The 26,905-nt window shown below is 39.9% G+C and carries 26 protein-coding genes and 1 pseudogene; 17 read left to right on the top strand and 10 right to left on the bottom strand.

Annotated features, from left to right (window positions below; all coding sequences use genetic code 11):
- Window positions 1–73: 73 nt before the first annotated feature.
- From QUB80_RS17295 to QUB80_RS17275, 5 genes and pseudogenes are all read left to right on the top strand, one after another.
- The gene (locus QUB80_RS17295) at window positions 74–556 is read left to right on the top strand and encodes a phosphate-starvation-inducible PsiE family protein (protein ID WP_289790760.1); all 483 of its coding nucleotides are present in this window, start codon (window positions 74–76) and stop codon (window positions 554–556) included.
- Window positions 557–900: 344 nt separating this feature from the next.
- Complete coding sequence (nifX, locus tag QUB80_RS17290; RefSeq protein ID WP_289790759.1) at window positions 901–1,320, top strand: nitrogen fixation protein NifX; 420 nt, start codon at window positions 901–903, stop codon at window positions 1,318–1,320.
- A 53-nt stretch (window positions 1,321–1,373) separates the two neighbouring features.
- On the top strand, window positions 1,374–1,553 hold the full coding sequence (locus tag QUB80_RS17285; protein ID WP_289790758.1) for a hypothetical protein: 180 nt from the start codon (window positions 1,374–1,376) through the stop codon (window positions 1,551–1,553).
- A 21-nt stretch (window positions 1,554–1,574) separates the two neighbouring features.
- Window positions 1,575–2,429: pseudogene (locus QUB80_RS17280) on the top strand (hydroxymethylglutaryl-CoA lyase-like TIM-barrel protein); the annotation flags it as partial.
- A 109-nt stretch (window positions 2,430–2,538) separates the two neighbouring features.
- Window positions 2,539–2,874 (top strand): DUF4870 domain-containing protein, encoded by a 336-nt coding sequence (locus QUB80_RS17275; RefSeq protein WP_289790757.1) that lies wholly within the window; start codon window positions 2,539–2,541, stop codon window positions 2,872–2,874.
- 159 nt (window positions 2,875–3,033) lie between these two features.
- On the opposite strand, the gene hisD is transcribed toward QUB80_RS17275, so the two are convergent.
- Window positions 3,034–4,320: a histidinol dehydrogenase gene (hisD, locus tag QUB80_RS17270; RefSeq protein ID WP_289790756.1), complete on the bottom strand. Its 1,287-nt coding sequence runs from the start codon at window positions 4,318–4,320 to the stop codon at window positions 3,034–3,036.
- A 1,176-nt stretch (window positions 4,321–5,496) separates the two neighbouring features.
- On the opposite strand from hisD, the gene QUB80_RS17265 reads away from it, so the two are divergent.
- Both QUB80_RS17265 and QUB80_RS17260 read left to right on the top strand, forming a co-directional pair.
- A complete protein-coding gene (locus QUB80_RS17265; protein ID WP_289790755.1) occupies window positions 5,497–6,333 on the top strand; it encodes a sulfite exporter TauE/SafE family protein in 837 nt (278 codons plus the stop codon).
- Window positions 6,334–6,418: 85 nt separating this feature from the next.
- Window positions 6,419–6,961, top strand: coding sequence for a DUF1634 domain-containing protein (locus QUB80_RS17260; protein ID WP_289790754.1), 543 nt, complete (start codon window positions 6,419–6,421; stop codon window positions 6,959–6,961).
- 343 nt (window positions 6,962–7,304) lie between these two features.
- Here the strand turns inward: QUB80_RS17260 and QUB80_RS17255 are convergent, their stop codons facing one another.
- From QUB80_RS17255 to QUB80_RS17240, 4 genes are all read right to left on the bottom strand, one after another.
- Window positions 7,305–7,649 carry a four-helix bundle copper-binding protein gene (locus tag QUB80_RS17255; protein ID WP_289790753.1) on the bottom strand — a complete coding sequence of 115 codons (345 nt, stop codon included), beginning with the start codon at window positions 7,647–7,649 and terminating at the stop codon, window positions 7,305–7,307.
- Window positions 7,650–7,705: 56 nt separating this feature from the next.
- Window positions 7,706–8,458: a rhodanese-like domain-containing protein gene (locus QUB80_RS17250; RefSeq protein ID WP_289790752.1), complete on the bottom strand. Its 753-nt coding sequence runs from the start codon at window positions 8,456–8,458 to the stop codon at window positions 7,706–7,708.
- An 84-nt stretch (window positions 8,459–8,542) separates the two neighbouring features.
- Complete coding sequence (locus QUB80_RS17245) at window positions 8,543–9,094, bottom strand: MBL fold metallo-hydrolase (protein ID WP_289790751.1); 552 nt, start codon at window positions 9,092–9,094, stop codon at window positions 8,543–8,545.
- Window positions 9,095–9,243: 149 nt separating this feature from the next.
- Window positions 9,244–9,720 (bottom strand): protein tyrosine phosphatase family protein, encoded by a 477-nt coding sequence (locus QUB80_RS17240; protein ID WP_289790750.1) that lies wholly within the window; start codon window positions 9,718–9,720, stop codon window positions 9,244–9,246.
- A 128-nt stretch (window positions 9,721–9,848) separates the two neighbouring features.
- Between QUB80_RS17240 and QUB80_RS17235 the strand changes: the two genes are divergently transcribed.
- Both QUB80_RS17235 and QUB80_RS17230 read left to right on the top strand, forming a co-directional pair.
- Window positions 9,849–10,190 (top strand): ArsR/SmtB family transcription factor, encoded by a 342-nt coding sequence (locus QUB80_RS17235; protein WP_289790749.1) that lies wholly within the window; start codon window positions 9,849–9,851, stop codon window positions 10,188–10,190.
- Between the two features lie 204 nt (window positions 10,191–10,394).
- Complete coding sequence (locus tag QUB80_RS17230; RefSeq protein WP_289790748.1) at window positions 10,395–11,519, top strand: site-2 protease family protein; 1,125 nt, start codon at window positions 10,395–10,397, stop codon at window positions 11,517–11,519.
- Window positions 11,520–11,746: 227 nt separating this feature from the next.
- Here QUB80_RS17230 and QUB80_RS17225 read toward each other — a convergent pair whose 3' ends face one another.
- Window positions 11,747–12,226, bottom strand: coding sequence for a midas domain-containing protein (locus QUB80_RS17225; protein WP_289790747.1), 480 nt, complete (start codon window positions 12,224–12,226; stop codon window positions 11,747–11,749).
- 378 nt (window positions 12,227–12,604) lie between these two features.
- Between QUB80_RS17225 and QUB80_RS17220 the strand changes: the two genes are divergently transcribed.
- The 5 genes from QUB80_RS17220 (at window position 12,605) to QUB80_RS17200 (ending at window position 18,319) form a co-directional block, all read left to right on the top strand.
- A complete protein-coding gene (locus QUB80_RS17220) occupies window positions 12,605–13,552 on the top strand; it encodes a DUF5996 family protein (RefSeq protein WP_289790746.1) in 948 nt (315 codons plus the stop codon).
- 428 nt (window positions 13,553–13,980) lie between these two features.
- Window positions 13,981–14,388: a hypothetical protein gene (locus QUB80_RS17215; RefSeq protein ID WP_289790745.1), complete on the top strand. Its 408-nt coding sequence runs from the start codon at window positions 13,981–13,983 to the stop codon at window positions 14,386–14,388.
- A gap of 350 nt (window positions 14,389–14,738) precedes the next feature.
- Window positions 14,739–14,936 (top strand): hypothetical protein, encoded by a 198-nt coding sequence (locus tag QUB80_RS17210; protein WP_289790744.1) that lies wholly within the window; start codon window positions 14,739–14,741, stop codon window positions 14,934–14,936.
- Window positions 14,937–15,485: 549 nt separating this feature from the next.
- A complete protein-coding gene (locus QUB80_RS17205; RefSeq protein WP_289790743.1) occupies window positions 15,486–16,382 on the top strand; it encodes a hypothetical protein in 897 nt (298 codons plus the stop codon).
- A 14-nt stretch (window positions 16,383–16,396) separates the two neighbouring features.
- Entirely contained in the window at window positions 16,397–18,319 is a 1,923-nt protein-coding gene (locus tag QUB80_RS17200) for an Hsp70 family protein (RefSeq protein WP_289790742.1), read from the top strand.
- Between the two features lie 22 nt (window positions 18,320–18,341).
- Here the strand turns inward: QUB80_RS17200 and QUB80_RS17195 are convergent, their stop codons facing one another.
- Window positions 18,342–18,560: a hypothetical protein gene (locus QUB80_RS17195; protein WP_289790741.1), complete on the bottom strand. Its 219-nt coding sequence runs from the start codon at window positions 18,558–18,560 to the stop codon at window positions 18,342–18,344.
- 324 nt (window positions 18,561–18,884) lie between these two features.
- A complete protein-coding gene (locus QUB80_RS17190) occupies window positions 18,885–19,409 on the bottom strand; it encodes an anthrone oxygenase family protein (protein WP_289790740.1) in 525 nt (174 codons plus the stop codon).
- A 240-nt stretch (window positions 19,410–19,649) separates the two neighbouring features.
- On the opposite strand from QUB80_RS17190, the gene QUB80_RS17185 reads away from it, so the two are divergent.
- Entirely contained in the window at window positions 19,650–20,777 is a 1,128-nt protein-coding gene (locus QUB80_RS17185) for a serine/threonine-protein kinase (protein ID WP_289790739.1), read from the top strand.
- A 30-nt stretch (window positions 20,778–20,807) separates the two neighbouring features.
- On the opposite strand, the gene QUB80_RS17180 is transcribed toward QUB80_RS17185, so the two are convergent.
- Window positions 20,808–20,978, bottom strand: a complete 171-nt coding sequence (locus QUB80_RS17180) for a ribbon-helix-helix domain-containing protein (protein WP_289790738.1) — start codon at window positions 20,976–20,978, stop codon at window positions 20,808–20,810.
- A gap of 1,175 nt (window positions 20,979–22,153) precedes the next feature.
- Window positions 22,154–23,584: an NADP-dependent phosphogluconate dehydrogenase gene (gene gnd, locus QUB80_RS17175; RefSeq protein ID WP_016876892.1), complete on the bottom strand. Its 1,431-nt coding sequence runs from the start codon at window positions 23,582–23,584 to the stop codon at window positions 22,154–22,156.
- Window positions 23,585–23,789: 205 nt separating this feature from the next.
- Here gnd and QUB80_RS17170 point away from each other — a divergent pair, with 205 nt between their 5' ends.
- Both QUB80_RS17170 and QUB80_RS17165 read left to right on the top strand, forming a co-directional pair.
- Entirely contained in the window at window positions 23,790–24,548 is a 759-nt protein-coding gene (locus tag QUB80_RS17170; RefSeq protein WP_289790737.1) for a Ycf66 family protein, read from the top strand.
- Window positions 24,549–25,190: 642 nt separating this feature from the next.
- Window positions 25,191–26,816 (top strand): serine/threonine-protein kinase, encoded by a 1,626-nt coding sequence (locus tag QUB80_RS17165; RefSeq protein ID WP_289790971.1) that lies wholly within the window; start codon window positions 25,191–25,193, stop codon window positions 26,814–26,816.
- Window positions 26,817–26,905 lie beyond the last annotated feature (89 nt).

Raw genomic sequence — 26,905 nt, 5'->3', positions numbered from 1 at the left:
TCTCCTGAAACTAATTTTAAATTTTGAATTGCTTATTATGGATCTGGACGAATCGAAACTGTCCGGAGATGCCATGCCAAAACGGCTGATTACAGAGTTAAATAGTTGGTTTCAACGGGATAGAATTGTCAGTAATCTTGTCATTTTTCAAGACATTATTGTTATCTCTCTCTGCCTTGGTTTATTCTGTGTGATGCTGATCCGATTAGTAGATATGTTCTTCTCCCTTTTGCATCCATTGGATTTAAGGCAAGTAACCTCTGATATCTTGTTCATTTTGATTCTAGTAGAGTTATTTCGGTTGTTAATTGATTATTTACAAGAACAGCAAATCTCTGTTGTTGCAGCAGTAGAAATCACTATTGTTTCTGCCTTAAGAGAAGTAATTTTACGTGGTGTACTTGAAATTCCTCGTGACCAAATTTTTGGAATCTCTGTATTTTTAATAGTATTAGGAGTTATTTTAATTGCGATACCTTGGATGTCTCGATTTTTTGATCACGTCAAAATTCCTCATCCCGAAATTACTGAAGATTCTACACAATTATCATCATAGATGTTTTTAAGTAATTATTACCCTCAAGATATCAATATATTTTCATATCTATCTTTGTAGGTAATAATTTTATAAGTAACTATGAAAATAAATCAGATTTGTAGCTGTATAAAATTACTGTTTATTCAGCAATAAGTAAATTATATTGACTTGTTGCTTGATAATTAATGCTAAGAGAAACGAAAATTTCTGTGGTATTTACCACCACAGAATAAATTGAGCATAAGATTAAAATTAGAATCTTAGAGCAACTACCCATTAGAGGAGTTCTTATTCGGGAATCTGGCTGTTGTAAATGCTGATGTACTGCTCATAACTCCTAATTATGGGAGAGGAGAATAAAGATGAAAATCGCTTTCGCAACAACTGATCGGGTTAATGTAGATGCTCATTTTGGCTGGGCGCAGGAAATTGATGTTTATGAAATATCAGCATCTGGATACAATTTTGTAGAAACCCTCAAGTTTGATGGTAAATCCAAAAAAGTAGAAGTAGAAACTAAGCAAGATGAAAGTAAAATAAAAACAAATAAAGATAGTGAAAGTGACGACAAAGTAGCAGCTAAACTTGAGGCATTAGCTGACTGTGCAATTGTTTATGTAGCGTCTATTGGAGGTATTCCTGCTGCTAAATTAATTAAACAAGGAGTGATGCCAGTACGACCACATTCCGAACAGGAAGATATTGCTTTTATTCTCAATAAATTAGTGCAAACCTTACAAGGTAATCCGCCTCCGTGGTTACGTAAAGCTCTACAAAAGTAATCGAAATAAGTAATTAGTCATTTGTCATTAGTCCTTTGTGTGACAAATGGCTAATGATGATCGCAACGAAAAGATATGCAACGCCAGACGCCCATGACTACTCACCTTTGCTGCTGAAAAGAGAGCCTCTGGCTCTAATTCTCGTTACCAGGTTCAACCTGGTAATGAGGGCTTGTGGGCTGTTAGTAGTGGTGCAAGATGTGAATGGAACAGAGGCAGAACGCGGAGAATAATATATAAGGGGCATTTGAGTAATGAATCAAGTTCTAATTAACGATACAACTCTGCGTGATGGCGAACAAGCAGCTGGCGTTGCCTTTAACTTAGATGAAAAAGTGGCGATCGCAATTCTTCTCGATGCGATCGGCACTCACGAGTTAGAAGTTGGAATTGCAGCGATGGGTGGGGAAGAGCAGCGAGCCATAGCCACAATTTGTGACTTGGGTTTGCGAACTCAACTACTCGGCTGGAATCGTGCGGTTATCTCAGATATTCAAGCTTCTATCAGTTGTGGTTTGCAGCGAGTACATATTTCTATTCCTGTATCAGAAATCCAAATTGCTGCTAAATTTCAGGGAAAGTGGCAATTCGTTTTGCAAAAACTCAAAAGTAGTATCAGCTTTGCCTGCGATCAAGGGTTGTTTGTATCTGTTGGTGGAGAAGATTCTTCTAGAGCTGATGAAAATTTTCTTCTAGATGTGGCGCTTTATGCCCAACAATGGGGAGCATCGCGGTTTCGCTTCTGCGATACGGTAGGCATTCTCGATCCTTTCACGACTTATACGAAAGTGAAGCAACTTGCGATCGCATTATCGATACCTATAGAAATGCACACTCACAATGATTTTGGCATGGCAACTGCCAATGCTCTGGCAGGAATTAAAGCTGGAGCATTATCAATCAATACAACGGTAAACGGGTTAGGCGAAAGAGCCGGAAATGCTGCATTGGAAGAAGTAGTCATGGCTCTTAAATACATTCACGGTATGGATTTAGGTATTGACGCTCCTCGTTTGCTGGAAATATCTAAACTTGTGGCATCAGCATCAGGTTGCAGTGTGCCTGCTGGTAAAGCAATTGTTGGTGAAAATACCTTTGAATTTCCATCTCAATTTCTACAGCAACAATATCTTCTAGCAGAATGAGGGCAACCAAAATTTCACTAGTTAGGATTGGGGATGATAACAAAATTTTGAGTGATTAATTACTTAATTAATTATGGAAGATGAAACAAAACGTAAGCTTTTATCAGCACTATGTCATGGAGCAATATTTTTTAGCTCATTGGTTGTGTCTATAGGTATACCCATCGCCATTTTGTTAATCAGTAATGATTCTGTAATTAAAGCCAATGCCAGAGAATCCCTAAATTTTCACATCAATCTCTACGTTTATGGGATTATCTTTGGATTGCTGGCTTTTATTGCTATTGGTGTTCCATTGCTGATTATATTGTGGATTGTAAGTTTAATCATGCCAATTATTGCCATCATCAAAGTCCTTAACGAACCTCAAATAGCCTATCGCTATCCGTTTATTTTTCGCTTAGTTTAGTAGAAGTAAATTTTAGCGATCGCTCTAATAGTGGAGTTAGAGCGATCGCCCCTAAATACAGGTATCATGCCCGTGGGTAGGGATATATCTAGCGATCGCGCCCATAGTTAAAGATATAGAATTCGCGATCATAATTCTACCAAGGTAGCCAAAGACAAATTAAATTTCTCTTAACCGTATAGCTACACTACCTGCATGAGCAGGCAATCCTTCTGATTCTGCAAGGGTGATGGCAGCCTCACCTATATTGTGCAATGCTTGTTCATCACATTGTAAATAGGTAATCCGTTTGACAAAATCATAAATACTTAAGCCAGAAGCAAAGCGGGCAGAACGTGCCGTTGGTAACACATGATTTGGTCCACCTACGTAATCACCGATAGCCTCTGGAGTATGGCGTCCTAAAAACATACTGCCAGCACATTTAATCTGGTTTGCTAGCAACTGAGGAGCGTCTACACATAATTCCACGTGCTCTGGTGCTAACTGATTTAAAAGCGGAATACTTTCATCTAAGTTGCTCACAACAATCACCGCACCATGCTTTTCCCAACTCGCGCTTGCCACTTCTTTAGTGGGCAAGGTGGCGAGAACTTCCCCAACAGCTGCTATTACCTTTTGAGCGAAGCTTTCCGAATCTGTAATCAAAATTGATTGAGCACTAGGATCGTGTTCTGCCTGCGACAGCAAATCCCAAGCAATCCAGTCTGGATTATTCTTACCATCTGCCACCACTAAAATTTCTGAAGGTCCAGCAATGCTGTCAATACCAACTCTACCAAAGACTTGTCGTTTAGCTTCAGCAACATAAGCGTTACCAGGGCCGACAATTTTATCTACAGGAGCAATACTTTCTGTACCATAGGCTAGGGCTGCCACTGCTTGCGCTCCACCAATACTATATATTTCCGTAACTCCCGCAACTTGAGCAGCAGCCAGCACTACAGGATTAATCTCACCACGCGGCATCGGTACTGACATGACGATCCGCTCTACTCCAGCAATCTTGGCAGGCAGGGCATTCATTAACAGAGAACTTGGATAGCTTGCTCGTCCGCCAGGTACGTAAATTCCGACTGTCGGCAGTGCTACCCAGTTTAATCCCAATTTCACTCCGGCTGCATCGGTATAAGCAATATTTTGGGGTAGCTGTTTTTCATGAAAAGTGGCAATTCGCTCTGCTGCTACTTCCAGTGCAGACTTGACATTAGCAGGACATTGTGATGCTTGCTCGGCAATAAAAGTATCACTAAGACGAAAGGACTGGGGATTGAAATGGTCAAAGCGGCTAGTATATTCTTTTACTGCTGCATCCCCACGCACTCTGACATCAGCGATAATATCTCGTACTGTCCCACTGACATCAACCGTTGCTTCCCTTCGCTCATTCACAAATGCTTGGAATTTGGTAGAAAAATCTTGGTCGGTAGTTTTCAGTATTTGCATGGACAGTTTCTCTAAACTAGGGGCGTTCTACTAGTGTAGTGGGTTGTGTTGCAAAAACTCGTTTAGAGAATGAAAACTCTGCTTTAAATATTCTCACAACCGTTTTATCTCCCCAAGTTAAAGCAGATTCCCCGTCAAAAGGGAGACTTTGAAATAACTTCCCACCTTAAAAAGGGGCTAGGGGGGATGAAGATAAATATTTAATACTTCTAAGATATCCTTTCGCTTGGTATTATCACTATCATCATTGCTAGCTTCCCAGGGTTTTTTGAAGGTTTACTAGTACCAAGAGCCTAGATAAGATGATTGGGAATATTGTAAATTGCAATTATGATGAAGCAATTACTAAATCAAGAAATAAAAATACAGAAATTCAATCTGTTAATACTAATTAAAGCTATCTACTAATAGTCAATCCATACTAAATTTTATTTTGAGTATTATAAGTTTACAAATATATAAATTAACAGTATTTACGCTACAGGTATATACAAATTATTTATTTGCTTTTCTATAAATTTGTAATCTCATACCATTTCTATATGAAGACACATAGAAATAACCCCACTGCCTGCGGCACTCCCCTTGCCAAGGGGAGGTTGGGAGGGGTCAAAATAATGTGCAGCTTTACACAGAATTGGTATAAATATAAAAACATATAAAAATCTCACTTAATTACCGGGTATTATGAAATACATTTATACGTTTTAGTGTGAAATTATGATAGAAAAAATCTGAGTAAATCCGATGGGATTAGTGGTCATTTAAGATTATCGATAAAACCTAAAAAATATTTGTAATCGACTATTGATTATGAAAATTCCTTAAAATAGTATTTACTTTGTGGTGAAAAATGAAATAAGCTATTTGCAAATTTAGCAAAAGATAGATGAAGTTGTGTCTATATATAGGACTCCGATTCGATTTTTGAAAAAATCAGTACACCTCTAACTACCTTCTAAACTGTTCCCTGTTCCCTATCTCCACGAATATTTCAGTAATCAAATCAGATTAATATAGGTTTATTTATGTCTAAAAATCCTAATAAATTTACGCTTAACTTAGCTATATGAATATAAATTAACGTATCCACAAGCGACGCATAGTTTCTGACTCGTTCTTTTTATAGTAGAAATTTCATGCCTTTTGCCCCAATTGGATGAGGAGCTTTAATTTTTGAACATCCTAGAATTTTCTTTATTAGTGTGGCTGGGAGCTTTCAGTGCGGGCTTTGTTGGGGCATTGACAGGCTTAGGAGGAGGAGTTGTCATTGTCCCTTTGCTAACTTCTGTATTTGGTGTTGATATTCGCTATGCTGTAGGCGCTTCACTCGTTTCTGTCATTGCTACAAGTGCTGGTGCAGCCTCAACTTATATTAAAAAAGGCTTTGCGAATCTACATTTGGGAATGTTTTTAGAAGTTGCAACAACTATTGGGGCGATCGCTGGTGCTTTGATGGCGACGTTCGTGTCTGTCAAAGCATTAACTATTGTCTTGGTAATTGTTCTACTTTACTCTGCTTATCTTTCAGGGCAACCTAAGTTAGAAAATCCAGAAAACGACATAACCGATCCTCTTGCTGATTATCTCCAACTCAACGGTACTTATCCCACACCTGAAGGTGTGATGTCTTACCAAGTTCATGCTATACCAGCTGGATTTGCCGTGATGTTGGTTGCTGGTGCAATTTCTGGGTTACTGGGAATTGGTTCAGGAGCGTTTAAAGTTTTAGCAATGGATCAAATTATGCGTATCCCCTTCAAAGTTTCGACTACCACAAGCAATTTTATGATTGGTGTTACCGCCGCAGCATCAGCAGGAGTTTATCTCGCCCGTGGTTATATTGATCCAGGGTTATCTATGCCAGTCATGTTAGGAATATTACCTGGTGCTTTTTTAGGAGCAAGAGTTCTGGTAGGTGCAAAGACACAGATATTAAGAATTGTCTTTAGTCTGGTGTTGGTATCAATGGCTGCGAAAATGGTTTATCAAAATCTCGCTGGAGGAATCTAAACAATTCAAACTTTAATATCCAAAAACGGCAGTATTGGCAAGCAACTTGGCAGACTGCACTAGGTAATTGCTATTGGAATTGAGTATGTTTAAATTAAATTCTAATCAGTTGTCAACCTCTGTACAGTCAGATAGTCGAGTTATTACCTTACCATTGCAGCTACAAAATGCTAACTCTGACATCAATGCATTAACTAAGCCAAGTCTTGAAACTACAGACATCTATGTTGACACTGAAAATCAACAATCGCAGATTATACAGAATTTACATCTACTCAATATCTTATTGAGTAATCTGCTGAAATATGGTGTTTTGCTTGCTAGTAGTATGGTTTTGTTTGGTGGCATACTCTATTTATTACAACATGGGGCTGAACCTGTTGATTATCAATTTTTTCACGGTGAACCATCCGAGTTGCGTTCTCCCACTGGTGTTGTAACAGCTGTTTTGTCTGGTAGTCGTTGTGGCATAATTCAGCTGGGATTGTTAGTGCTAATAGCTACGCCAATTTTGCGGGTAGTAGTTTCTCTGCTAGTTTTTGTTAAACAACGCAACTGGATTTACGTAACAATTACCACTTTAGTACTAACTGCTTTAATTTATAGTCTTGTAGGAGCTTACTATTAAGTGGTCGTGCAAAATAAATTATCTAGTTAGAAAAGGGAACGGGGAATAGGGTTGGGGGAAAGAATACAGCTATTTCAGTCGTGTTGAAAAATGTCTAAATATTTATGCGTAGGTACTTACAGCCATTTTCAGATGAATAGACCACATAATACTGTAGGGGCGGGTTTTGTTTAAATCTCTAGCTCAAACCGAAAGGATATCTGCTAAACACGCCCGACAATAAATTGTGGTTCAAATAAATGAAATTTGCTGTAATAGAAAATTTATAAGTATTCAGGTGTGAAAATCGAGAGGCTCAGATCCCCAACTTTTGAAAAAAGTTGGGGATCTTGTTGTTCACTAATCAAACTTTTGTTGTCCTAATGCTAGCAATCTTCCGGTACTCCTCTGCCGCTTGTTGACAAACCCTAGCGCATTTTTGGCAATGTTCCAAGTTATACTTTTGGCATTCCTTCGCACAGGCTTCGCAGATGTCAGCACAAGCTCGTGCAAGATGGGAAATGAAGTACGAACCACGAACCATGTAAGTTGCAAGAGTTTGGCAAACTTCGGCACAATCGAGACACATTTGAGCGCATTTAACCATGTCTGGATGACCCATGCAGGCTTTGGCGCAGTGTTCGCATTCTACTGCACAATGCATGGCAGTATCAAAGCTAGATTGGTATTCTTGCTGAATTAAAAGCATTGAAGTTCTCCTGATATTATGGTTGCAATAAGTAGATGACTCTAAATGACTAACAACTAACTTGCTACTGCTAGCCCCGCAGCCTTCCAAGCATTCCACGATCCGGGAACGTTAATAACTTTGTCAAAACCGTGTTTTTGCAAGAGACTAGCAGCGATTGAGGCACGGTAACCACTGCCACAGTAGGTTGCGATCGCTTGATTTTTATCCAACTCATTCAGATGTGCTTCGAGATGCGGTACATAGATGTGTGTAGCCCCAGGTACCTTGCCCTGTTGAAATTCATCATCGCTGCGTACATCCAGCACAGTTAAATTCGGATCTTCTTTATGTTCGTTTAATTCATAAACTGTCCACTCACCCAGATGCTGTAGTGGCAAGCCTGCATTTTGCCAACTTGTCATGCCATCGTGTAAGTAGCCGCCTAAGTGATCGTAGCCAAGCCTGAATAGCTGTTCTGTTACTAGTTTAACGTCGCGATCGCTCTCGATGACAAGCAACAGTGTTTTCTCTGGTTCAATCATCCAGCCAACCCAGTTCGGAAATTCAGCTCGTAAGGCGATGTTGATGGCACCTGGAATATGCCCCCCACCAAATGCAAGAATTGAACGGGTATCGATGACGATAATGTTTTCGTCTGCCATCATCTTCTCAAACTCCTGTGGTGAGAGCGGTTGTAAAGTCGGTACACAACCCATCACCTTTGCACCTTGAGCGTTGACTTTTTTAAGGCGTGCGTAGTGTCTGGGCGGTTCTGGCATTCCGCTTAATATCCACTCAATAAACTCTTGTTGGCTACGTGCTTGCAACGCTGGGTTAAATAGTTTCTCGTTACCGATAGTACTTTGTCTACGATCGCCGATTGATTTACCGCAGGCTGAACCAGCACCGTGTCAAGGATAAATCTCTATGCGATCACCAAGTGGCACTAGTTTGTCGAAGATTGAGTTATATAGTTGCGCTGCCAGCTTATTTTCAGTGCCACCACCTAGCAAATCTGGTCTGCCAACATCTAAATTAAATAAAGTATCGCCAGTAAAGATGCCAAATGCTTCCTTACCCTGCTTGGCATCAAAAATCAAAAACGAAAGGTGTTCCGGTGTATGCCCTGGTGTGTGCAAGGCACGTAGAGTAACGCTGCCTATTTTCAATTCGTCACCTTCACTGAGTTGGTGCAACTGAAATTGATAGGCATTACTCTTACCTCCATAGATAGACGCACCACTTCGCCCTTGGAGTTCACGGGAACCGGAGACAAAATCTGCATGGATGTGGGTTTCAATAATGTGGGTAATTCTAACTCCCATCTCCCGCGCTCTTTGCAGATAAATATCCACATCGCGGCGAGGATCAATGACTGCTGCTACACCCGCTTTGTCATCGCCAACAAGATAGGATAAGTGCGCCAGCCCCTCTACGTTAATTTGCTCTAAAACTAATGCCATAGCGCTTATTCCTCCGACTGCAATTTTCAGATCAATCTGAAGAAGCCTGTTTTATATTTTGCATCTAGGCTCTTGTCCGCTAAAAAATAAATTTCTTGGCTCAAGGCTAAAGTCTACTTTTGTAGACTAGGTAGGGTTTTCAGTCCGTTTTAACTGACTTGAGCTATGAGAGAGGAACTGCAGTTCCAGGCATTCTTAGAGACATATTGCGCGAAAAACTCTTTCATTTTTGGATTAGAACTGCAATCAAAGCCAATTTCACCAGCTTTCTCAAAAGCCTGCTCTGGTGTCATTTCTTGCCGTGTCGCTACATTCATTAAAGACATTGCACCAGCACGCATTGTTGTACCGCAATGAATTAAGGCTGGTTTAGGAAGTTCGTCTATTTCTTTGAGAATTTTAGTTGTCTGTTCTTCAGTTAAGGTATCAACTTTGACTGGAATATTTACATAATGTAGCCCCAAAGCTTTGGCTTGTTGCTCCTCGTCAGTTAAAAAACCTTTTTCATCAGGCGATCGCAAATTCATTACTGACTTAAAGCCCTCATTTGCTACTTCATACAACTGTTCTGCCGTTACCTGCCCGGATACAGTTAACTCATCATTAATCTTTTTCATGTTTTCCATTGGTTCCTCCCTGGAAAGTGAAGCCTGCTAAGTTGATTTCTGTGTGTAATTTCAAGCAACTAAATTCAGAAGCCTTAAATTACTATATTACTATATAATTATATATTAAAAAAGATTGTTAAAAGTTTATGTCAGAGATATCAATTACAGCTCTTGCTCAAGTTGCTGAGTATTTTAAAGTACTTTCAGAAGTTAGCCGATTACAAGTTTTGAATTGTTTAAGATCTGGCTCTAAGAGTGTAACGGAAATTGTGGAAGCAACGGGTTTAGGACAGGCGAATGTTTCTAAACATCTGAAAGTTTTGACGCAAGTAGGAATGGTTTCTCGCCATCCCTACGGAGTGAGCGTCTTTTATCAGATTTCCGATCCGGTAATTTTTGAGCTATGTGAAGTAGTGTGCGATCGCATCGCCACCCGCCTATTAAAACAAGTGCAGCAGTTAGAACAGATTAAGGAAATGGCTGAATAAATTTTATGTGCAGATATCAGCGATTGTAAAAAAACCAGAAGCTGTAGCAGAAGTAGCACATACGATTATATTCGCATAACCACACCCAAACAGACGGACTCCACTACCGCCAAAAAGATTAAAACTGCTTAACACTTCGTTACGATAGAAACATCAAGAGGTACAAAAACAAACCTCTGGTGGCTGAAATCAAAGGTAAACACCATGAATGGCACAATTCGCGTTGGCAACCTCTTTGGGATTCCCTTTTATATTCATCCGTCCTGGTTTTTAGTCTTGGGTTTGGTAACTTGGAGCTATAGTAGCGGACTAGGAGCGCAATTCCCTCAACTAGGTGGGGGATTAGCTTTGTTACTGGGATTGATGACAGCGTTGCTTTTATTTAGCTCTGTTGTTGCCCATGAATTAGGACATAGCTTTGTCGCTATTCGCCAAGGAATTGATGTCAAATCAATTACATTATTTATATTTGGCGGATTGGCAAGCTTAGAGAAAGAATCAAAAACTCCAGCTGAAGCTTTTTGGGTAGCGATCGCCGGGCCTTTAGTTAGTTTACTGCTGTTCTGTCTCTTTACAGCCATTAGTTTTGCTACTGCTGCATCTGGCCCTTTGGCAGCGATTATTGGTGTGGTAGCTTTTGTTAACTTGGCGTTAGCACTGTTTAACCTCATTCCTGGCTTGCCCTTGGATGGCGGAAATATACTGAAAGCTTTAGTATGGAAAATTACGGGTAATCCTTACAAGGGTGTAGCTTTTGCCAGCCGAGTCGGACAAATCTTTGGTTGGGTTGCGATCGCTTCTGGTTTAGTGCCACTACTGTTATTTGGCAGCTTTGCTAACTTCTGGAATTTGTTAATCGGTTTCTTCTTACTGCAAAATGCTGGTAATGCCGCTCAATTTGCAAGAGTACAAGAACAACTCACAGGTTTAACAGCAGCTGATGCTGTAACACTGGATAGCCCGGTTGTATCTGCTCATCTTAGCTTGAGAGAGTTTGCTGACGAGCAGGTTTTGAATGAGCAAAACTGGCGTCGATTCTTAGTTACAGATGATAACGGGCAACTGTTGGGAGCGATAACTGTTGATAATCTGCGTTCCATTCCAACTACATTATGGACAGAAACTCTAGTTAGAGAAGTAACGCAACCAATTGCAGACTCTAGTACTGTACAATCCGATCAACCCTTATTGGAAGTAATGCAGCGACTCGAACAACAAAAATTATCTGCACTTGCCGTGATTCGTGACAATGGCGTGCTAGTCGGAATTTTAGAAAAAGCTGCAATTATCAACTTACTCCAGAAAAGAGTACAAACAAACCCTGCATAATGCCCTTATAAGGGAACAGGGAACAGTCTTGAAAGCTGCTTATTGCCCATCTATCCGGCAACTGCTAGAAATTCCAAAATTAGAGGATAATTGTCATTCTAATGAGAAGAGTTGAGTAATCGTTAGGCTTCAACACCTACTAAGTTACTCAACTCTTTTTTTGGGTATTTTGGCGGATATAGCATTGCCAAACTAAAAGCGATCGCAATATTTCCGGATTGTTCTTGTTAATATGCGATCGGAACTTGCATTTCTGGCGCACTTTCCTGCTCTAGGTAAGCTTTTACTTGTTGGCGTTGCTGTGGGTTTAACGCAGTTGCAATTTCTTGATTTGTTTTACGAATAATACTAGCAACCTGCTCTTTTTGCCCATCATTGATATTTGCATCCATGAGTGCTATATCTAGTCTTGTCCCAGAGCTAAGATCTTGTTCAAGTCTAGTTCGTTGCGCTGGAGTGAGAACCAGTCGAATTTGACGGCTTCTGCGAGATAATATTTCCCAAATTTGTTGCTTTTGTTGCTCGGAAAGATTTAACTGCCTCAGAATTGATGTAGAGTTACTTGGTGTACTAGAAAACTCTGTATTAGTTGGTTCGGAGGTACCGTTAGGAGTTTCGGGTTGTGCCAACACTGCACTCTGAAGTAGTGTTGTTAGGGCTAGCGTAACGAAAAAGATTGAAGTGTATTTAGTAGTGTTAAATTTCATATTTAGAAACTCACAAGTTGTAGAGGTTGCTTGAACTTGAGGTATGCATATCAACTAAGCAGTCATTATCTGCGCGGATAACCGATAGTAATTTTGCAGATTGAAAACTAATAGCTCTCAAATAGTAAAGTGGAAAAATAACAGACTAGTAGCTTAAAAATAAGACATCAATAAACAAGGACTGAACTGATCGCAACCAGTTCAGAACTTTCTGCTCAAAAGCAGTGATGGAATTTGTGTCAGAAGAGAAAATTCACGAAAACTTGCGGCAGTTTCGTGTACTCTGTATACAGAATAGGCAACATTTTTGTTTACTCGTATAGTCTTAGTTTATACATAGATGCTGAGTTCTTAATGTCCTCGCATGGAGGTTTTTTTATGGCAGAGACTGTTCGTGGAACATTAACCGATGTCATCTGGCCTACCTTGCCCTTGAGAGAATGGCAAGATACGTATGAAACTTTACATATGTGGACTCAGAGCGTTGGTAAAATTCGACTGGCTTTATCTCCCAAACTCAACCACTGGTGGCAATCTACTTTGTATGTCACACCACGTGGACTAACAACCTCTTCAATTCCTTACGGAACACGCACCTTTGAGATTAGCTTTGATTTTATCGCTCACCACTTACAAATCGATATTAGTGATGGCACCACCAAAAGAATTGCCCTTGTTCCTCGCTCTGTAGCTGATTTTTATCAAGAGATTATGGACACACTAACAGCGAGTAGCATCGAAGTGAAAATTTGGACGATGCCCCAAGAAGTTGCCGAGCCAATTCCTTTTGAGCGCGATCGCAAACATACAGCTTACGATCCGGAATACGCCCAGCGCGTTTGGCGCATTCTTGTGCAAGCAGATCGGATCATGAAAGAATTTCGCTCGCGTTTTATTGGTAAATGCAGCCCAGTTCACTTTTTCTGGGGCAGCTTCGATTTAGCTGTGACTCGTTTTTCGGGGCGTCGTGCTCCAGATCATCCAGGTGGAATTCCTAACATGGCAGATTGGGTAACGCGAGAAGCCTATTCTCATGAAGTCAGTAGCTGCGGTTTTTGGCCTGGTGCCGGAGCAATCACAGAACCTATTTTTTACTCCTACGCCTACCCAGAGCCAGAAGGATTCAAGGATTACCCCATCCAGCCAAAGGAAGCGTTTTACAGTTCCGAGATGCGAGAGTTTGTCTTACCATATGAGGTAGTAAGACAGGCTGAAAATCCAGATGCAGTGCTTCTCACCTTTTTGCAAAGCAGCTACGATGCAGCAGCAAATTTAGGAAATTGGGATCGAGCAGCTTCGGAACGTACGCAACTTTTGTCAGCGTAAGAACACAGACATAACCAAGGAAAGATGAAGGATGAAGGATTTTATGAATTCAGACTTCATACTTTAACTGTGTGCTGTACTTTTCCTTAGAAACTATCTTTATTCTGACAAATTACACTTACCAGAAATAATACCTCTGATCAAGGTTAATGGTAGGTAAAATTGTTATTTTTATTGTCATTGAATTTTCCAATTAAATTGAAATAAATTATAAAAATAAAGATACAATAAGAACTTAATAAGAAAATAATAAGAAATAAGTAAAAATAAAACTATAATAAATAAAAAATCAGAAATACTTAAGAGAAAAGATAAAAAATAAAGCCTTAATCTACCTAAAGGAATATTTGCAGAATTAACGAATGCAAATAATCTGTTACTAACAGTTTTTTGACTGTAAGTATTAATTACTTCCGGTGTTAAAGCTCATGATAATTGCATCTACCAACTACCAGTTTTTTTGTGTAGATTTTTGGCTTCCCAGTGATTATCAATCAGAGAAAAACGGCGAGACTTTTATATTTGCTTACGATGAAAGCTTAAATTTAAGTATTGCAGAGTTTTCTCTGAGTAATTATTGTTTTGCCGAAAAGGAAAATCAGGAATGGTATCAATACAAAAATCTTTTAAAAACTTTGGCTTTCCCATTAGAATTTTATGGAGAGGCTGTGGACTTTTTAAGCCTTAGTAGCGCTATCTTCCTATTAGATGAAATATCTAATAGATATGCTTGGGAACTTTCTTGCTGGCTGCGAAATTACATTTGCCCTTCTTGGAAAAGCCAGGGAAAAATAAATATACCTCGTGTCACTGATTCTTATACTCTCTTTCAATAGAAAGATTGTATAAGTATTTGCGCAAAAAATTCCGAAGATTAATGTCATTCAGAAGTTACGTGTATGATAGGCATCCGCAGCTTTTGATGAAGACGGTAAAAACTTTCAGATTGAGTAAGACTTCGCACACGCTCACAAAAATAAAATCTCAATCTTACTTAACTTAAATTTAAATTAGCAAGCAATTGAGTCAGTCTCAAAAGATAATTTTTGTTCTTTCTAATACTCAAGCTTCAATTCCCAACAACAAATACAAACTGCAAAGTCTGTTACTTTGCAAATTCTGTATGTCTATTTGTTGTCAAACGGAATATGGATGATGTCTTTCAGCAGTAGGAAAACAAAATAATATGAATAGCAACAAGCATCTATACACTCAAATTCAGTCCCATGATGACCTATGCTTGCAATATATCCGCAATCATGGTGGCAGCGCCCAATTGTGTGATATCAAATTTAGTAACGATATCGTTCAAAGATTAATAAATCGCAAGCTTGTTAAAGTTACGAATACAGGCAAAGGCTTTTACCTACAATTAGAAGATTGATGACAATTAAGAAAACTTGCACAATGATTGTGCTGTCATGAGAATAAGCTCTCAATTAAAGTGATCGCTTCTATAATTAAATTATAATTTGGCTCGATGATGGATATCGTAATTATGGTTTCGTGTGCCGAAACACTGATATCTATACATTAGCCAAATTTTTGTTTTTGTGATTTAGCCACATGGATCGTAACTTTTTGCGCGATCGCTAAATCTGAAATTGGATTGCCCATATAACCCCGACTTCTTTAAAGAAGTCAGGGAGCTGGGAACTGAACATCTGCGACTAAAGGATAGAGAATTACCATACTATCAGCCGATTTAGAATTTATGGCTCTATGGATATGCTTAGATTGGCTATATATTACCGCTCTTGAAAATACGCAAGAATAAATTTAGCAGTCATGGTAGGGGTGTGAAAATTTTGTGCTGGCTAGACAGCTAACAGACATTTAACTATTAGCCATTAGCCACTAACCATTAGCCACCAAAGAAATGTCTAGTTAGGATTGCTATGGATATCTTAAATTATCGCTATCATTCAAGGTAATGAAAACACTATCCACACTGTTTAGCGAAGAACGCAACCAACTTCAGACAGAAATTGACAAAGTAACCAGTATTGAAGAAGTAGTTAAGCTAGTTCACAACCAACTAGATCGCCTGGAAAGAATCTACGTGAGTGAGCTAAATATAGCTCAAGTACGTCTAGCTTCCTTTTTCCTGGATACACTACGGCAGTCTATTGCCACTCTTGCTGCGGCTACCCAAACTCAAGTTACTCAACAACAGCAAATTATTCAGGAAACAACAACCTCTACCTCCAAAAAGTTAATCTTGAAATTGCTAAAGGCACTAATCTATATAGGTATTTTCGGTTGGTTGTTCCATTTAACCGAAAATACGCCAGGCGCGTGGATGGGTATCTTGCTAGCTTCTGTACTTTTAGGGCTGGAAGTTGTTCTTCAACTCGACAAAAATAATCAGGAAAATAACTTGCCCCAGCGATTGGAATTACCCCAATCGATTCTACGGGTAGATAGCAGAGTTCTTTTAGATCACCTTGCCGATGCTCTGCACACCATTGACTTAGCAGTTGCTAGAGTTGAAGAAAGAAACCAACCTTTTGCTGAACGCGGTATAGAAGAATTACCAGAGCTATTAAATTTTTTACAAAGACTAATTGGGGCATCGTTTCTCGCCCAACCTCAAATGGTGTTAGAGCTTGCCAAACTTCTGCCACAGATTTTAATAGAGCAAGGAATTCGTGCTCAAATTTATCAACCAAACGAGCCTGATCGCGATCGCGAGAATTTTGACTTTGAGCCCAGCATCGATCCTGCCACCAAAGATTACGTAACTATAACTCCTGCTTTGGTGAAAGGCGATCGCTTGCTGCGGCGTGGGCGGGTAATAGAGCCAGCATACTCTCAGGCTAAAGAATAATAGACAACAAAAGTATGAAAATTTTTGAGACAATCGGTTTTGATTTAGGGCATGGTGAAACAGCTGTTGCAAGAGCAATAGTAGAGAGCATCGAACCTCCCCAAATGCTGGAAGTGAATAACAAGAAAAACCAAGTCACGGCTCTTGGTTGGCATCCTCAGCTTGGTTATCTTGTCGGAGAACAAGCCTTAATTCAAGCTGGCGTTACTCGACTGCAAATTTCTTTCAAGCAGAAACCAAACAACGATCCAAGTTATAGGGAGACAATTAGCACCTTTATTGCCACCTACTACCACAAACTCAAAGAAAGCAAGCAAATTGAAGGTGGGGAAAGTAGCTACTTTTATGTTGGCTGCCCTTCCGGGTGGACAATGAGTGAAAGGGAAGAATACCAAAGGCTACTTCAAGCAGCTGGCATTCCTCTGTTGACTGTTGTACCCGAATCACGAGCTGCTTTCATGCAAGCTAAAGAAGCCGGCAAACTAGAGTATGAAAAACTTAGATCATCGGTGCTAATGATTGATATTGGCTCTTCGACCACAGATTTTACCCTAGTTAAAAGTTTGCAGGAAATTCCTATAGATTTTGGAAGTAACGCTTTAGGAGCATCCCTAATCGACAAAGCCATTTTTGAGCGCACTCTTGCTCAACACGAGCGATCGCAATTACTCGAAAAAATATTCACAGAATATCCCCATCATCAAGCTCGTTGTGAACTTGCCTGCCGCAAAGCCAAAGAAGATTACTTTTCTAATGAGCAGGTATACAGCGATCCCCAAACCTTTGCTCGTGGCTTCGAGTCTATTAACGAACAAATTTACTTTATCCCCCAAGTTAACAAATTAATTATGGAGGAAATCTTGAACCAACCATTGCCCCAACTAGGGCAAAAAAGTTGGCTTCAATCTTTTCACGCAGCTGTCAACGAGGCAAAACAAAAGCTAGATGAAGAAAATATCGTACCGAAACTCGTACTGATGACTGGTGGTGCATCTCGAATGCAGTTTACTCGCCAAATCTGTCAGGAAATCTTTAGTGATCCCCAAACGTTACTTCGCCCAGATCCAGAGCCTGAACGATGTATTGCATTAGGATTAGCGCGAGTGGGGCGATGGGATTTGCGTGCCACTGCTTTTAAACAAGAAGTTAACACCCTCTTTGACTCAAACACACTCCAACAGATTATTGAAAGATATATCCCAGAGTTAATCACATCCTTAACTAGGCTGCTGGCGGATAGCTTGCTTGAAAACACAGTCAAACCAAGTTTAAAAGATTGGCAAAAAAATCAAATCCGGACTTTAGCCGAATTGGAAACATCAATGAAGTATCGAGCAGAGCAATGGTTTAAGGGTAATAACGCTCAACAAATAATTAACAATCAATGCATCAGTTGGTTTAACAACAAAATCCAACCCAACTTAGCTGCTCAAACCGATCCTATTTGTCGAAAATTTCATATCCCTAGAAGCAGTTTAAGATTTGAAGATAGCATTAACCCAGATTTTGTCCAACCAGAGTTGCGAATCGGAGATGCAATTCTTGCCGATACGGTGGCGTTTATCGTCAATGTTGTGATTGGCGGAGGCACTCTTGCTAGTATCATTACTTTGATATTAACAGGACATTTAATCTGGCCGATCGCATTGGTTTATGGAGCTTCAGTGATGGCAGCAGGGATGGAACTAAATCGCAAAGGTGTACAAGAGGCAATCAAGACAAATGTAGATATCCCCGGTTGGATGCGTTCTAGTTTTTTAAGCGACAAAAAAATTGAGGATATCTGCGAACAAATCAAACCTGAGTTAGAGAAGGTGCTGCAAGAACAACTAATAGCCAATCAAGAGGCTTTTGACAAACTAATAGAGAAAGTTTGGCAAGGGCTGCAAAAGGCTCTTTCCACAAAGGTACAAGAGGCAATTATTCTAATTCAATAGTGCTGTTTTAAAGATGTTGTCATTAAGGAATGAAAGAATTTGCAATACTAAGTAAACCTTGTGTCACAAGAGGATTTAAACTTTGCCAGGGAATCTGAGTAGAGGAATTTGGTGGTTGGACAGTAAAAGAAGGAGAAAGTGAAATGTCTTGACCTCCTATAATGATTTTAGCTTCTTCTTCTGTTAAATCTGTAATTGCCAAATCATCTACTAGGTTATTAACTGATATTTGGGTAACCATTGTAAAACTTCCTTAAGCAAAAACTGATTATGACTAACTAACTAGGAATAAATCCCATAAAACTTAGCATTCCAAAAAAATATGGTCTTGTAAAGTTGTATACAACTTCCATGCAATTCAACACAACATCATTGTTATATTTCAATTGCAAAGATAATAAAATTCAAAACTCAGAACTCAGAAGTAAAACAGCTTCTTTAGTTGGTTACCAGACATATGTTGCGTACTTCACCAAACAGCAGAACCGCTATATTTATTAATAAGAAAAATCGCCTCTGATTCGGAGGCGTTTGTCTAACAGAATTTCTCAAAGATAGGCTATTATCAAGCTACACCCTGGCGTTGGCGTTCTGTGGAAGCTTCTGTGAGCGGACGGTTTTTTGGAGTCTCAACAAGCACCGAAAGCAGGAGCGCACAGAATCCAATTAATTGAAAGACAAAGCGTGTCGCGTGTGAGTATTCCCATTGATCGCGCCACCGCATCCAGTCTGCTGGAATTGTATCAATTGTCCATTGTCTCACTTGGGCATTCACAGGCTCAGTGAATGCAAAGAAGATGATAGGAAAAGCTATTAGCAGGCAAACTGTTCCCACCAGCGTGAAGCGAAAGGCTGTACGACGTTTGCGGACGAGGAAAGTTAGTATGATCGCCGCCAGCAGGGCAGCAACCTCAACAAATGCACCAATATTAGGCGGGCCAAAAGTTACATACAGAGTTTGATGGAGCGTCACCCAAAGGGAACTATCATAACCCATCTTGGCTGGTAGCTCCAATGCATGACACCATGCCATCCCCATGCTCAGGGCGACGAGAGTAATAGTAATAAAGCGCCAAGTTCTCACCAGCATAAGCATCTCCTTATTGTTTGAGAAGCGCGAACAAGCACGGTAGAGAGCAGCAGCCAAGAGCTAAAAATCCTTTAATCACTATCAAATATACCAACAATCAGTCAGAGCAGGGCAAAATAGAGACAGTTATAAATCATCAACCCATTTGATTAATCCCATAACAAAATACTTTATGAAAACCTCTTTTCCTTAGCTTCTAGCCTCTAGTCCCTAGTCCCTATTTTCAGGTGAGTCCTCAATATGAGTTATTGCCTCAATCCCAGCTGCCCCAAGCCTCAAAATAACAATCATAGTAACTTTTGCCTAACCTGTGGTGCCAAGTTATTTCTCAAGGAACGCTACCGCGCTATCAAACCCATAGGACAAGGTGGTTTTGGCAGGACTTTCTTAGCAGTAGATGAGGATAAACCCTCCAAACCACGGTGTGTAATTAAGCAGTTTTACCCACAAGCACAAGGCACTAGTACTGTGCAAAAAGCAGTGGAGTTATTTAACCAAGAAGCAGTGCGGCTGGATGAATTGGGCAAACATCCGCAAATTCCAGAACTTTTGGCACATTTTACCCAAGATGACAGGCAGTATCTCGTGCAAGAATTTATCGATGGACAAAACTTAGCGCAGGAATTAGCAGAAAAGGGAACTTATAACGAAAAGCAGATCCGGCAACTGCTGAATGATTTATTGCCAGTGTTGCAATTTTGTCATGCCAGGCAAGTTATTCATCGCGACATTAAGCCAGAAAATATTATTCGTCGTGAAAGCGATCGCAAACCAGTTTTGGTAGACTTTGGTGCTTCTAAAGTTCTCACCAACACAGCCCTCAATCGCACAGGTACAAGTATTGGTAGCCCAGAGTATGTTGCACCCGAACAAATTCGCGGACAGGCGATTTTTGCCAGCGATATTTACAGCTTGGGTGCTACTTGTCTGCGTTTATTAACAGGGCAATCGCCTTTTGACTTGTATGACGTTAACAACGATGCATGGCTTTGGCGGCAATATGTAAAATCTCCACTGAGTGATGAGTTAAGTCGGATTTTAGACAAAATACTAGAAAGCATTCCGGCGAGACGCTATCAAACAGCTGATCATGTCCTTAGAGATTTGAACCAAAACTCACAGGCGATCGCTAAATCTGTAGTACCAAATCAGCCAACTGCAACATCACCGCCCGCTTCTACATCAACCTCAATCGGAAATCCAGTAGAGAAAGATTTAGAAGAGCTAAAAACTATATTTCTTGGTGGTAATAAGCCCCAAAATCAAAAGACAAAGCCATCAGTACAACCGACAAATCAGTCTACTGGTAATAGCAAAATAGATGAAGAATTAGAAGAAATGAGAGCTAAATATTTGGGTGAGCGGTAAGTTTATTATTCTGTATTTCTGGAAAATAGATTAATCGACCATTTTTTGTTCATCTTGTGTTTGTACGGATAATCCTCTAATTAGTTCCCGAATTACATCTGTTGCCGGTCTACCCGTTTGCTGGCAATAGTTTTCAAGTTTTTCAGCTTCACTTGATGCCAGATTTACGGTAATCCGTTTCGTTGCCCATTTTTTGTTCATCTTTAAAGAAAAGTTATAAGTATTTTGGCGCAGTTTAGTCTACACATCTTTAATCACTATTGGTAGAAATAACTACTCTGAATAGAGATTTAGTTTTTTGTGAAAGAAAAATACCTTTCCAAGATAATCACATAATTATTCCATTTTCAGGAGAATTTGACTAGAAAATAACTTAATTCAAGTATAAATTACAAAAAAATTATGTGTAAGCAGATAAAATATTCTAATACTAAATTTTCCGGAATTTTCTAAATCCAAAATTAATAATTCACAGAAATAAAGCACTGTCAATTTATATGCAATTTTCTTGCAATATCATGTAAACATTATTTGCATCTTTAGAAATGCCATTGGACATAGTAGTTGGGGAATGCTAAAAGCAAATTTTTAGCAAAACTAGCATTTTGCGCTTTTCAAGATATGAGGCAGACTATTGATGAAGAGAAACGTATAAAAATAAAAAACGCCAGGGTTTTCTTACCACTGGCGAAAGGTAGCATACCAATGAGGTTCATCTAGCACAAGGAACTGTATATAAGAATTACAGAAAATTATGTTTTTATAAAGTTATATACAATTTTCATGCAACATCTCATAAATTTTAGTGCTTTTAAGTAGAAGGCATCTGCTGTAGACGCAGTAGAAAGAGGATTTTATAAGGATTTTGCGTAAGTCCTATAATTGCTAAACGTAGAAAAAAGCCAGTGTGAAAAACACCACTGGCAAGAGATAGTGCAAAACTACAACTAAGAATTCCAGAAAATCTTGATTTGATAAAGTCAAATACAACTTTTGCGCAACATCTGGTTATTCATCTTAAGTTAAGGGACTTCCAATCAAAAAATACAGCAGATTTCAACTTCGTGAGGTACAGAAATACCTCTCCCTAACCCTCCCCTTGCCAAGGGGAGGGTTAGGGAGAAGTGTACCTCATGTACTTGCAAAACGCTGTATCTAATTTGTAGGGAGGCAGTTTGCTGTGTAGATTTTCTAATCGCAAAACTGCCGTTGTGTTAAGACGATAGTCCGTAAAGCACCATCAACTCTCAAATAGTGGTGGGTCACCCTACATTATTGATTGAATAATTTATTTTTTGGTAATCCCTAATAAAGAAAGCGATTCTGAAAACTCAGAATCACTTTCTCAACCTCCTATTCAGGAGTTATATGAAAATTTACTTTGATTTTTCAGTTACAGGTACCCACTCGGTGTGGAAAGTTCCTGGTTTGTCGAGCCGTTCGTAGGTATGTGCTCCGAAGTAATCGCGTTGTGCTTGGGTGAGATTTTGAGGTAAGCGATCGCGGCGATAGCTATCAAAGTAATCTAAAGATGCACTAAATGCTGGCACGGGAATTCCCAATTTTGCTGCGGTTGCCAACACTTCGCGCCAAGCTGTTTGTCTGTCGAGAATTGTTTGCTTAAATTCAGGAGCCAATAAAAGGTTAGGCAGTGCCGGATCTTCATTAAAAGCTTTCTTGATCTTGTTCAAGAATCCAGCACGAATAATACAGCCGCCTTTCCAAATCCGTGCCAATTCACCTAGCTTCAAATTCCAGTTATAGGTTTGTGAAGCTTTAGACAAAAGCGCCATGCCCTGAGCATAAGAACATATTTTAGAGCAATATAGGGCATCACGCACCATATTGATAAAGTCCTTAGTTGAGCCGCTATACTTGCCGCTAGGACCTGTCAATACCTTGGATGCTGCTACCCGTTCTTGTTTGTAAGAAGAAATAATTCGGGCATTGACTGCTGCGGTGATTGTCGGGATCGAAACTCCCAATTCCAAAGCAGTCTGTACTGTCCACCGTCCGGTTCCCTTTTGCCCTGCTGAGTCTACAATCAATTCAACTAAAGGTAAACTTGTGTCTGGGTCAATGTAAGGGAAAATATTGGCAGTAATCTCAATCAAAAATGAATTGAGTTCGTCGGTGGTGTTCCACTCCGCAAATACTTCGTGTAGTTGCTTGTGGTCAAGTCCGGCGGCATTTTTCAGCAAATCGTAGGCTTCGGCAATTAGTTGCATATCGCCGTACTCAATGCCGTTGTGTACCATTTTTACATAGTGACCGGAACCACCAGGGCCAATATAGGTTACACAAGGGCCGTCATCAACTTGAGCGGCAATTTTATTGAAAATTGGCGACAGATACTGGTAAGAGCTTTCTGTTCCTCCAGGCATCAGGGATGGGCCGTTTAGTGCTCCTTCTTCACCGCCACTGACACCCATACCAATGAACCGAAATCCGGCGGGTTCTAATTCTTGGGTGCGGCGATCGGTATCCTCAAACCAAGAGTTTCCACCGTCAATAATGATATCACCTTCATCCAGCAGGGGTCTAAGTTGAGCGATCACTGCATCTACTGGCTTACCAGCTTGCACCATGATCAGAATTCTTCTTGGACGTTCTAGAGAGGCGACAAAATCTTCCAGGGTATAAGCAGCTTTAACGTTCCTACCCTCGGCGCGCTCCGCCATAAATTTATCGGTTTTGTCGCGGGAGCGATTATAAACTGCGATTGGGAAGCCGTTACGCTCTACGTTCAGAGCGATATTTTCTCCCATCACGGCCAAGCCAATCACACCGAAGCTTTGTAGTGTCATAAATGATTTTGGCTAACTCTTCCAGTTATCTTTAGGGTAGTCCGAGATTTTCGCTTCTCCCCTAAAGAAGACATTAAGAGTTAATTCACAGACTATAAATGCACATCCGACACAGATAATAAATTTTAATTTGTATTGAAATCAACAATTTTCTTGCAAAATTTGCAAAATTAGTTAGTGATTACGTAGAAGGAGTAACCAGAAAATGCTGGCATATATCCTGGCGCTAGTAGTTGGACTTGGTAGTATAGCGATTTACATGGCTGCTTTCTTTTTTCCAGAAATACATCGCAAAAATGATTTTATCTGGAGCGGTGTAGGGTTGTTCTACGCCTTAATGTTATGGGTGTTTGCGCCACGCTTATCAGGATGGCTTTTATTAGGACATTTGGCTAGTGTTGCACTTTTGGTTTGGTTTGGTTGGCAAACGCTTTCACTACGCCGTCAGTTGACACCCAAGGTACAGCAAACTCCAGTACCTACTACTCAGGAGGTGCAGACAACCATTGAAGAGCAGGTTAGTAAATTGTCCTCATTGCAGGAACGACTTGGCCAAGTACAAAATAGCTTGAGCGGCGTTATTTCTGGTTTACAAGGTCGATTCCAAAAGACTACAACTAAAAAGGCACCTGAAACTCCCACAATTAAAGAAGCGATCGCCCAAACTACAGAAACACCTGCTGTTGAGGTTATCGACAATCGAACTTCGACAACAGAACCACTAGCAGAAGCGATCGCACCTACCGAAACAGAAGCCACAATCGAGACTGTACCTGAGGCAATTCCACCCCATCCCCCATCTCCTGAGTTGGTAGAGGCTGCCCAAGAAGCTGCTGCTGAGGCACAGGCAGTAGTAGAAAATTTAGAGAAAATTCCGGTTGAAGAAATTGCTCCTGATGCTGAACTAGCTCCGCCAGCAGAAGCTCCTCCCGAACAAATACCGCCGAGTGATCGGGCTGGTTAAATAAAAGGCAGAGGGCAGAGAGAAGTTTGTAGGCGCGGAGCGACTTCCCGTAAGGGTGTAGAGGTTTCCTCCGAAAGCGTTGCTCCTCCGAAGGAGGCTCAAAGCTTCAAAGAAGCAGTACGCCCTTGGAGGTTCCCCGGAGGCGGAACTTCCCCGACTCCGCTCCGTTATAGCAACTGCCGATTAGATTAGATCCCCAACTTTTTAGAAAAGTTGGGGATCTGTGTTTTTAGTTAGATGAGTCACGAGTATTTCCCCCATCGCCAGCCATAATTTTTTCAATGGATTGTTTATGCTGACACGTATCATACAGTGGGCAATTACAGGTTTTTGGTTTCGATGATGACTTTGGACGTGGCACAAACAGTAGCACGAAACCAATGAGAAGGGCGACCACGATTATTGATTCCATAATCGCAATAATTAGGTATGAGTGACTTAATTGTTAGTCTACCGAAAAAAAGATACTTGGAAGTATTGCTGTGAAATTCGTATACTCGGTATTTTGGGAGAAAAGTTCAAGAATTCATATTTCACACAGTGAAAATACGCATAATGTCAAATTAATGCAGGTACAATAAGAATGGCGAGCGATCGCACTGGCGATGATGACTGGCAAAATCAGCAAATAGTGTTTTGATCATGCGCTATTGTATTAATCCCCACTGTCCAAATCCTCTCGATCCAGCTAATGCAAATACTTCTAAGTGTTGTAACTGTGGCTTCGATCTCCTACTGCAAAACCGTTATTGGGTAGTAGAGCGGCTGGGAAAAGGAGGTTTTGGTAACACTTGGGTAGTAGATGATCGCGGTACGCCCAAAGTTTTAAAAGTTCTGACAGACAATAATTCAAAAGCCATTGAGCTTTTTCGGCAGGAAGCACAGGTTTTAAGCCTCCTCAAACATCCTGGAATTCCCAAAGTAGACTCTGATGGTTATTTTACAGTTCTCCCTCAAGGTAGCTCTGCGCCGTTGCACTGTCTGGTAATGGAAAAAATTGAGGGAGTTGATTTAGAACAATGGATGCAATCACGTCACAATCAACCAATCTCTCAAACTCAAGCTCTTGATTGGCTCAAACAACTGGTTGAAATTCTATCTCTCATACATTCTCAACAGTATTTTCATAGAGATATTAAGCCTCAAAACATCATGCTCCGACCTAACGGACAGCTTGTTTTAATTGATTTTGGGGCAGTCAGGCAAGTTACTACAACCATATTAGCTGGAGTTTGCCATACCAGAATTGTTTCTAGAGGATATTCTCCGCCAGAGCAACAAAATGGTTATTCCGTACAACAGTCTGACTTTTTTGCTTTAGGACGCACTTTTGTTTTTCTGCTTACAGGTAAAGATCCTCAAGATGTAGATATTTATGATCCTTTCAATAACAAGTTAAACTGGCGCAATTATGCATTGCATATTTCACCACTTCTAGCAGATTTGATAGATTATTTAATGGCTCCTACCGCAAATCAGCGTCCTCAGAACACGCAGGTAATTTTGCGATGCTTGCAGAAAATTGAGCAAGATTTAAGTCAGCCAAATACACTCTTGCAAATATTTCAAAAATCAGCTTTACCTTTGGCAACTACAGCTATCTCTCATCCAAATTGGATAACTAAACAATTGTGGAAAGTTCTCATTGGCTCCGGAGTAGGATTCTTTACTGTTTCAGCATTAATTATCAGCTTCAATGGTGTTAAAAAACAAGTTTCTACAACTACACCAGATTCTGTTATTACTCCTATTGTAACTCCTGCATCAGTTCCCCTAGTTACTAAACAATATAAGTACAAGAAGCCTCAAAAGATAAGACCATTATTTATTTCAAATTCTAATAAAATAACATTAAAACAGAAAAGAACAGTAGTTAGTAAAGAAAAACCAAAAAAATATCTAGTCAAAGCTAAGGCAAATATACCATCATCATCTCACATTCAACCGAAAAAGCGACAAGCGAAATTTACAGTTCATCCAAAAAGATTAACCACTCTAAGTCAAAGAAAGAATAAGCTAACTTCCAAACTAACAACAAGAAGTATTATTCAACTTAGGATAGGACAAGAAATCAAGATAAACCTTAACCAAGGCAAATCAATAAAGCATCTATTTAATAAGAAGAAAATACCAGAATTAAATATCAATTTGCCCAAGCCAATCAAATCTTTAATTAAACAAAAAATCCATAATAGAAATTCAAGATATAAGTTCAATAGCCGGATGAGAGTGAAGCTAAAAACGGATCACAAAAAAATTAAGAAGTAAGCAAAATAGTTTAGAGTCAATCAAGTTATGCCCTCAGAGCAATGAGCCTGTAGGCGAAGGTAACACAATTAAGCTTCCTGGCTAGTTAA

This window comes from Chlorogloeopsis sp. ULAP01 (genome assembly GCF_030381805.1).
Classification (GTDB): domain Bacteria; phylum Cyanobacteriota; class Cyanobacteriia; order Cyanobacteriales; family Nostocaceae; genus Chlorogloeopsis.
The sequence above is the reverse complement of the archived record's forward strand: the minus strand, read 5'-3'. Positions and strand labels throughout refer to the sequence as shown.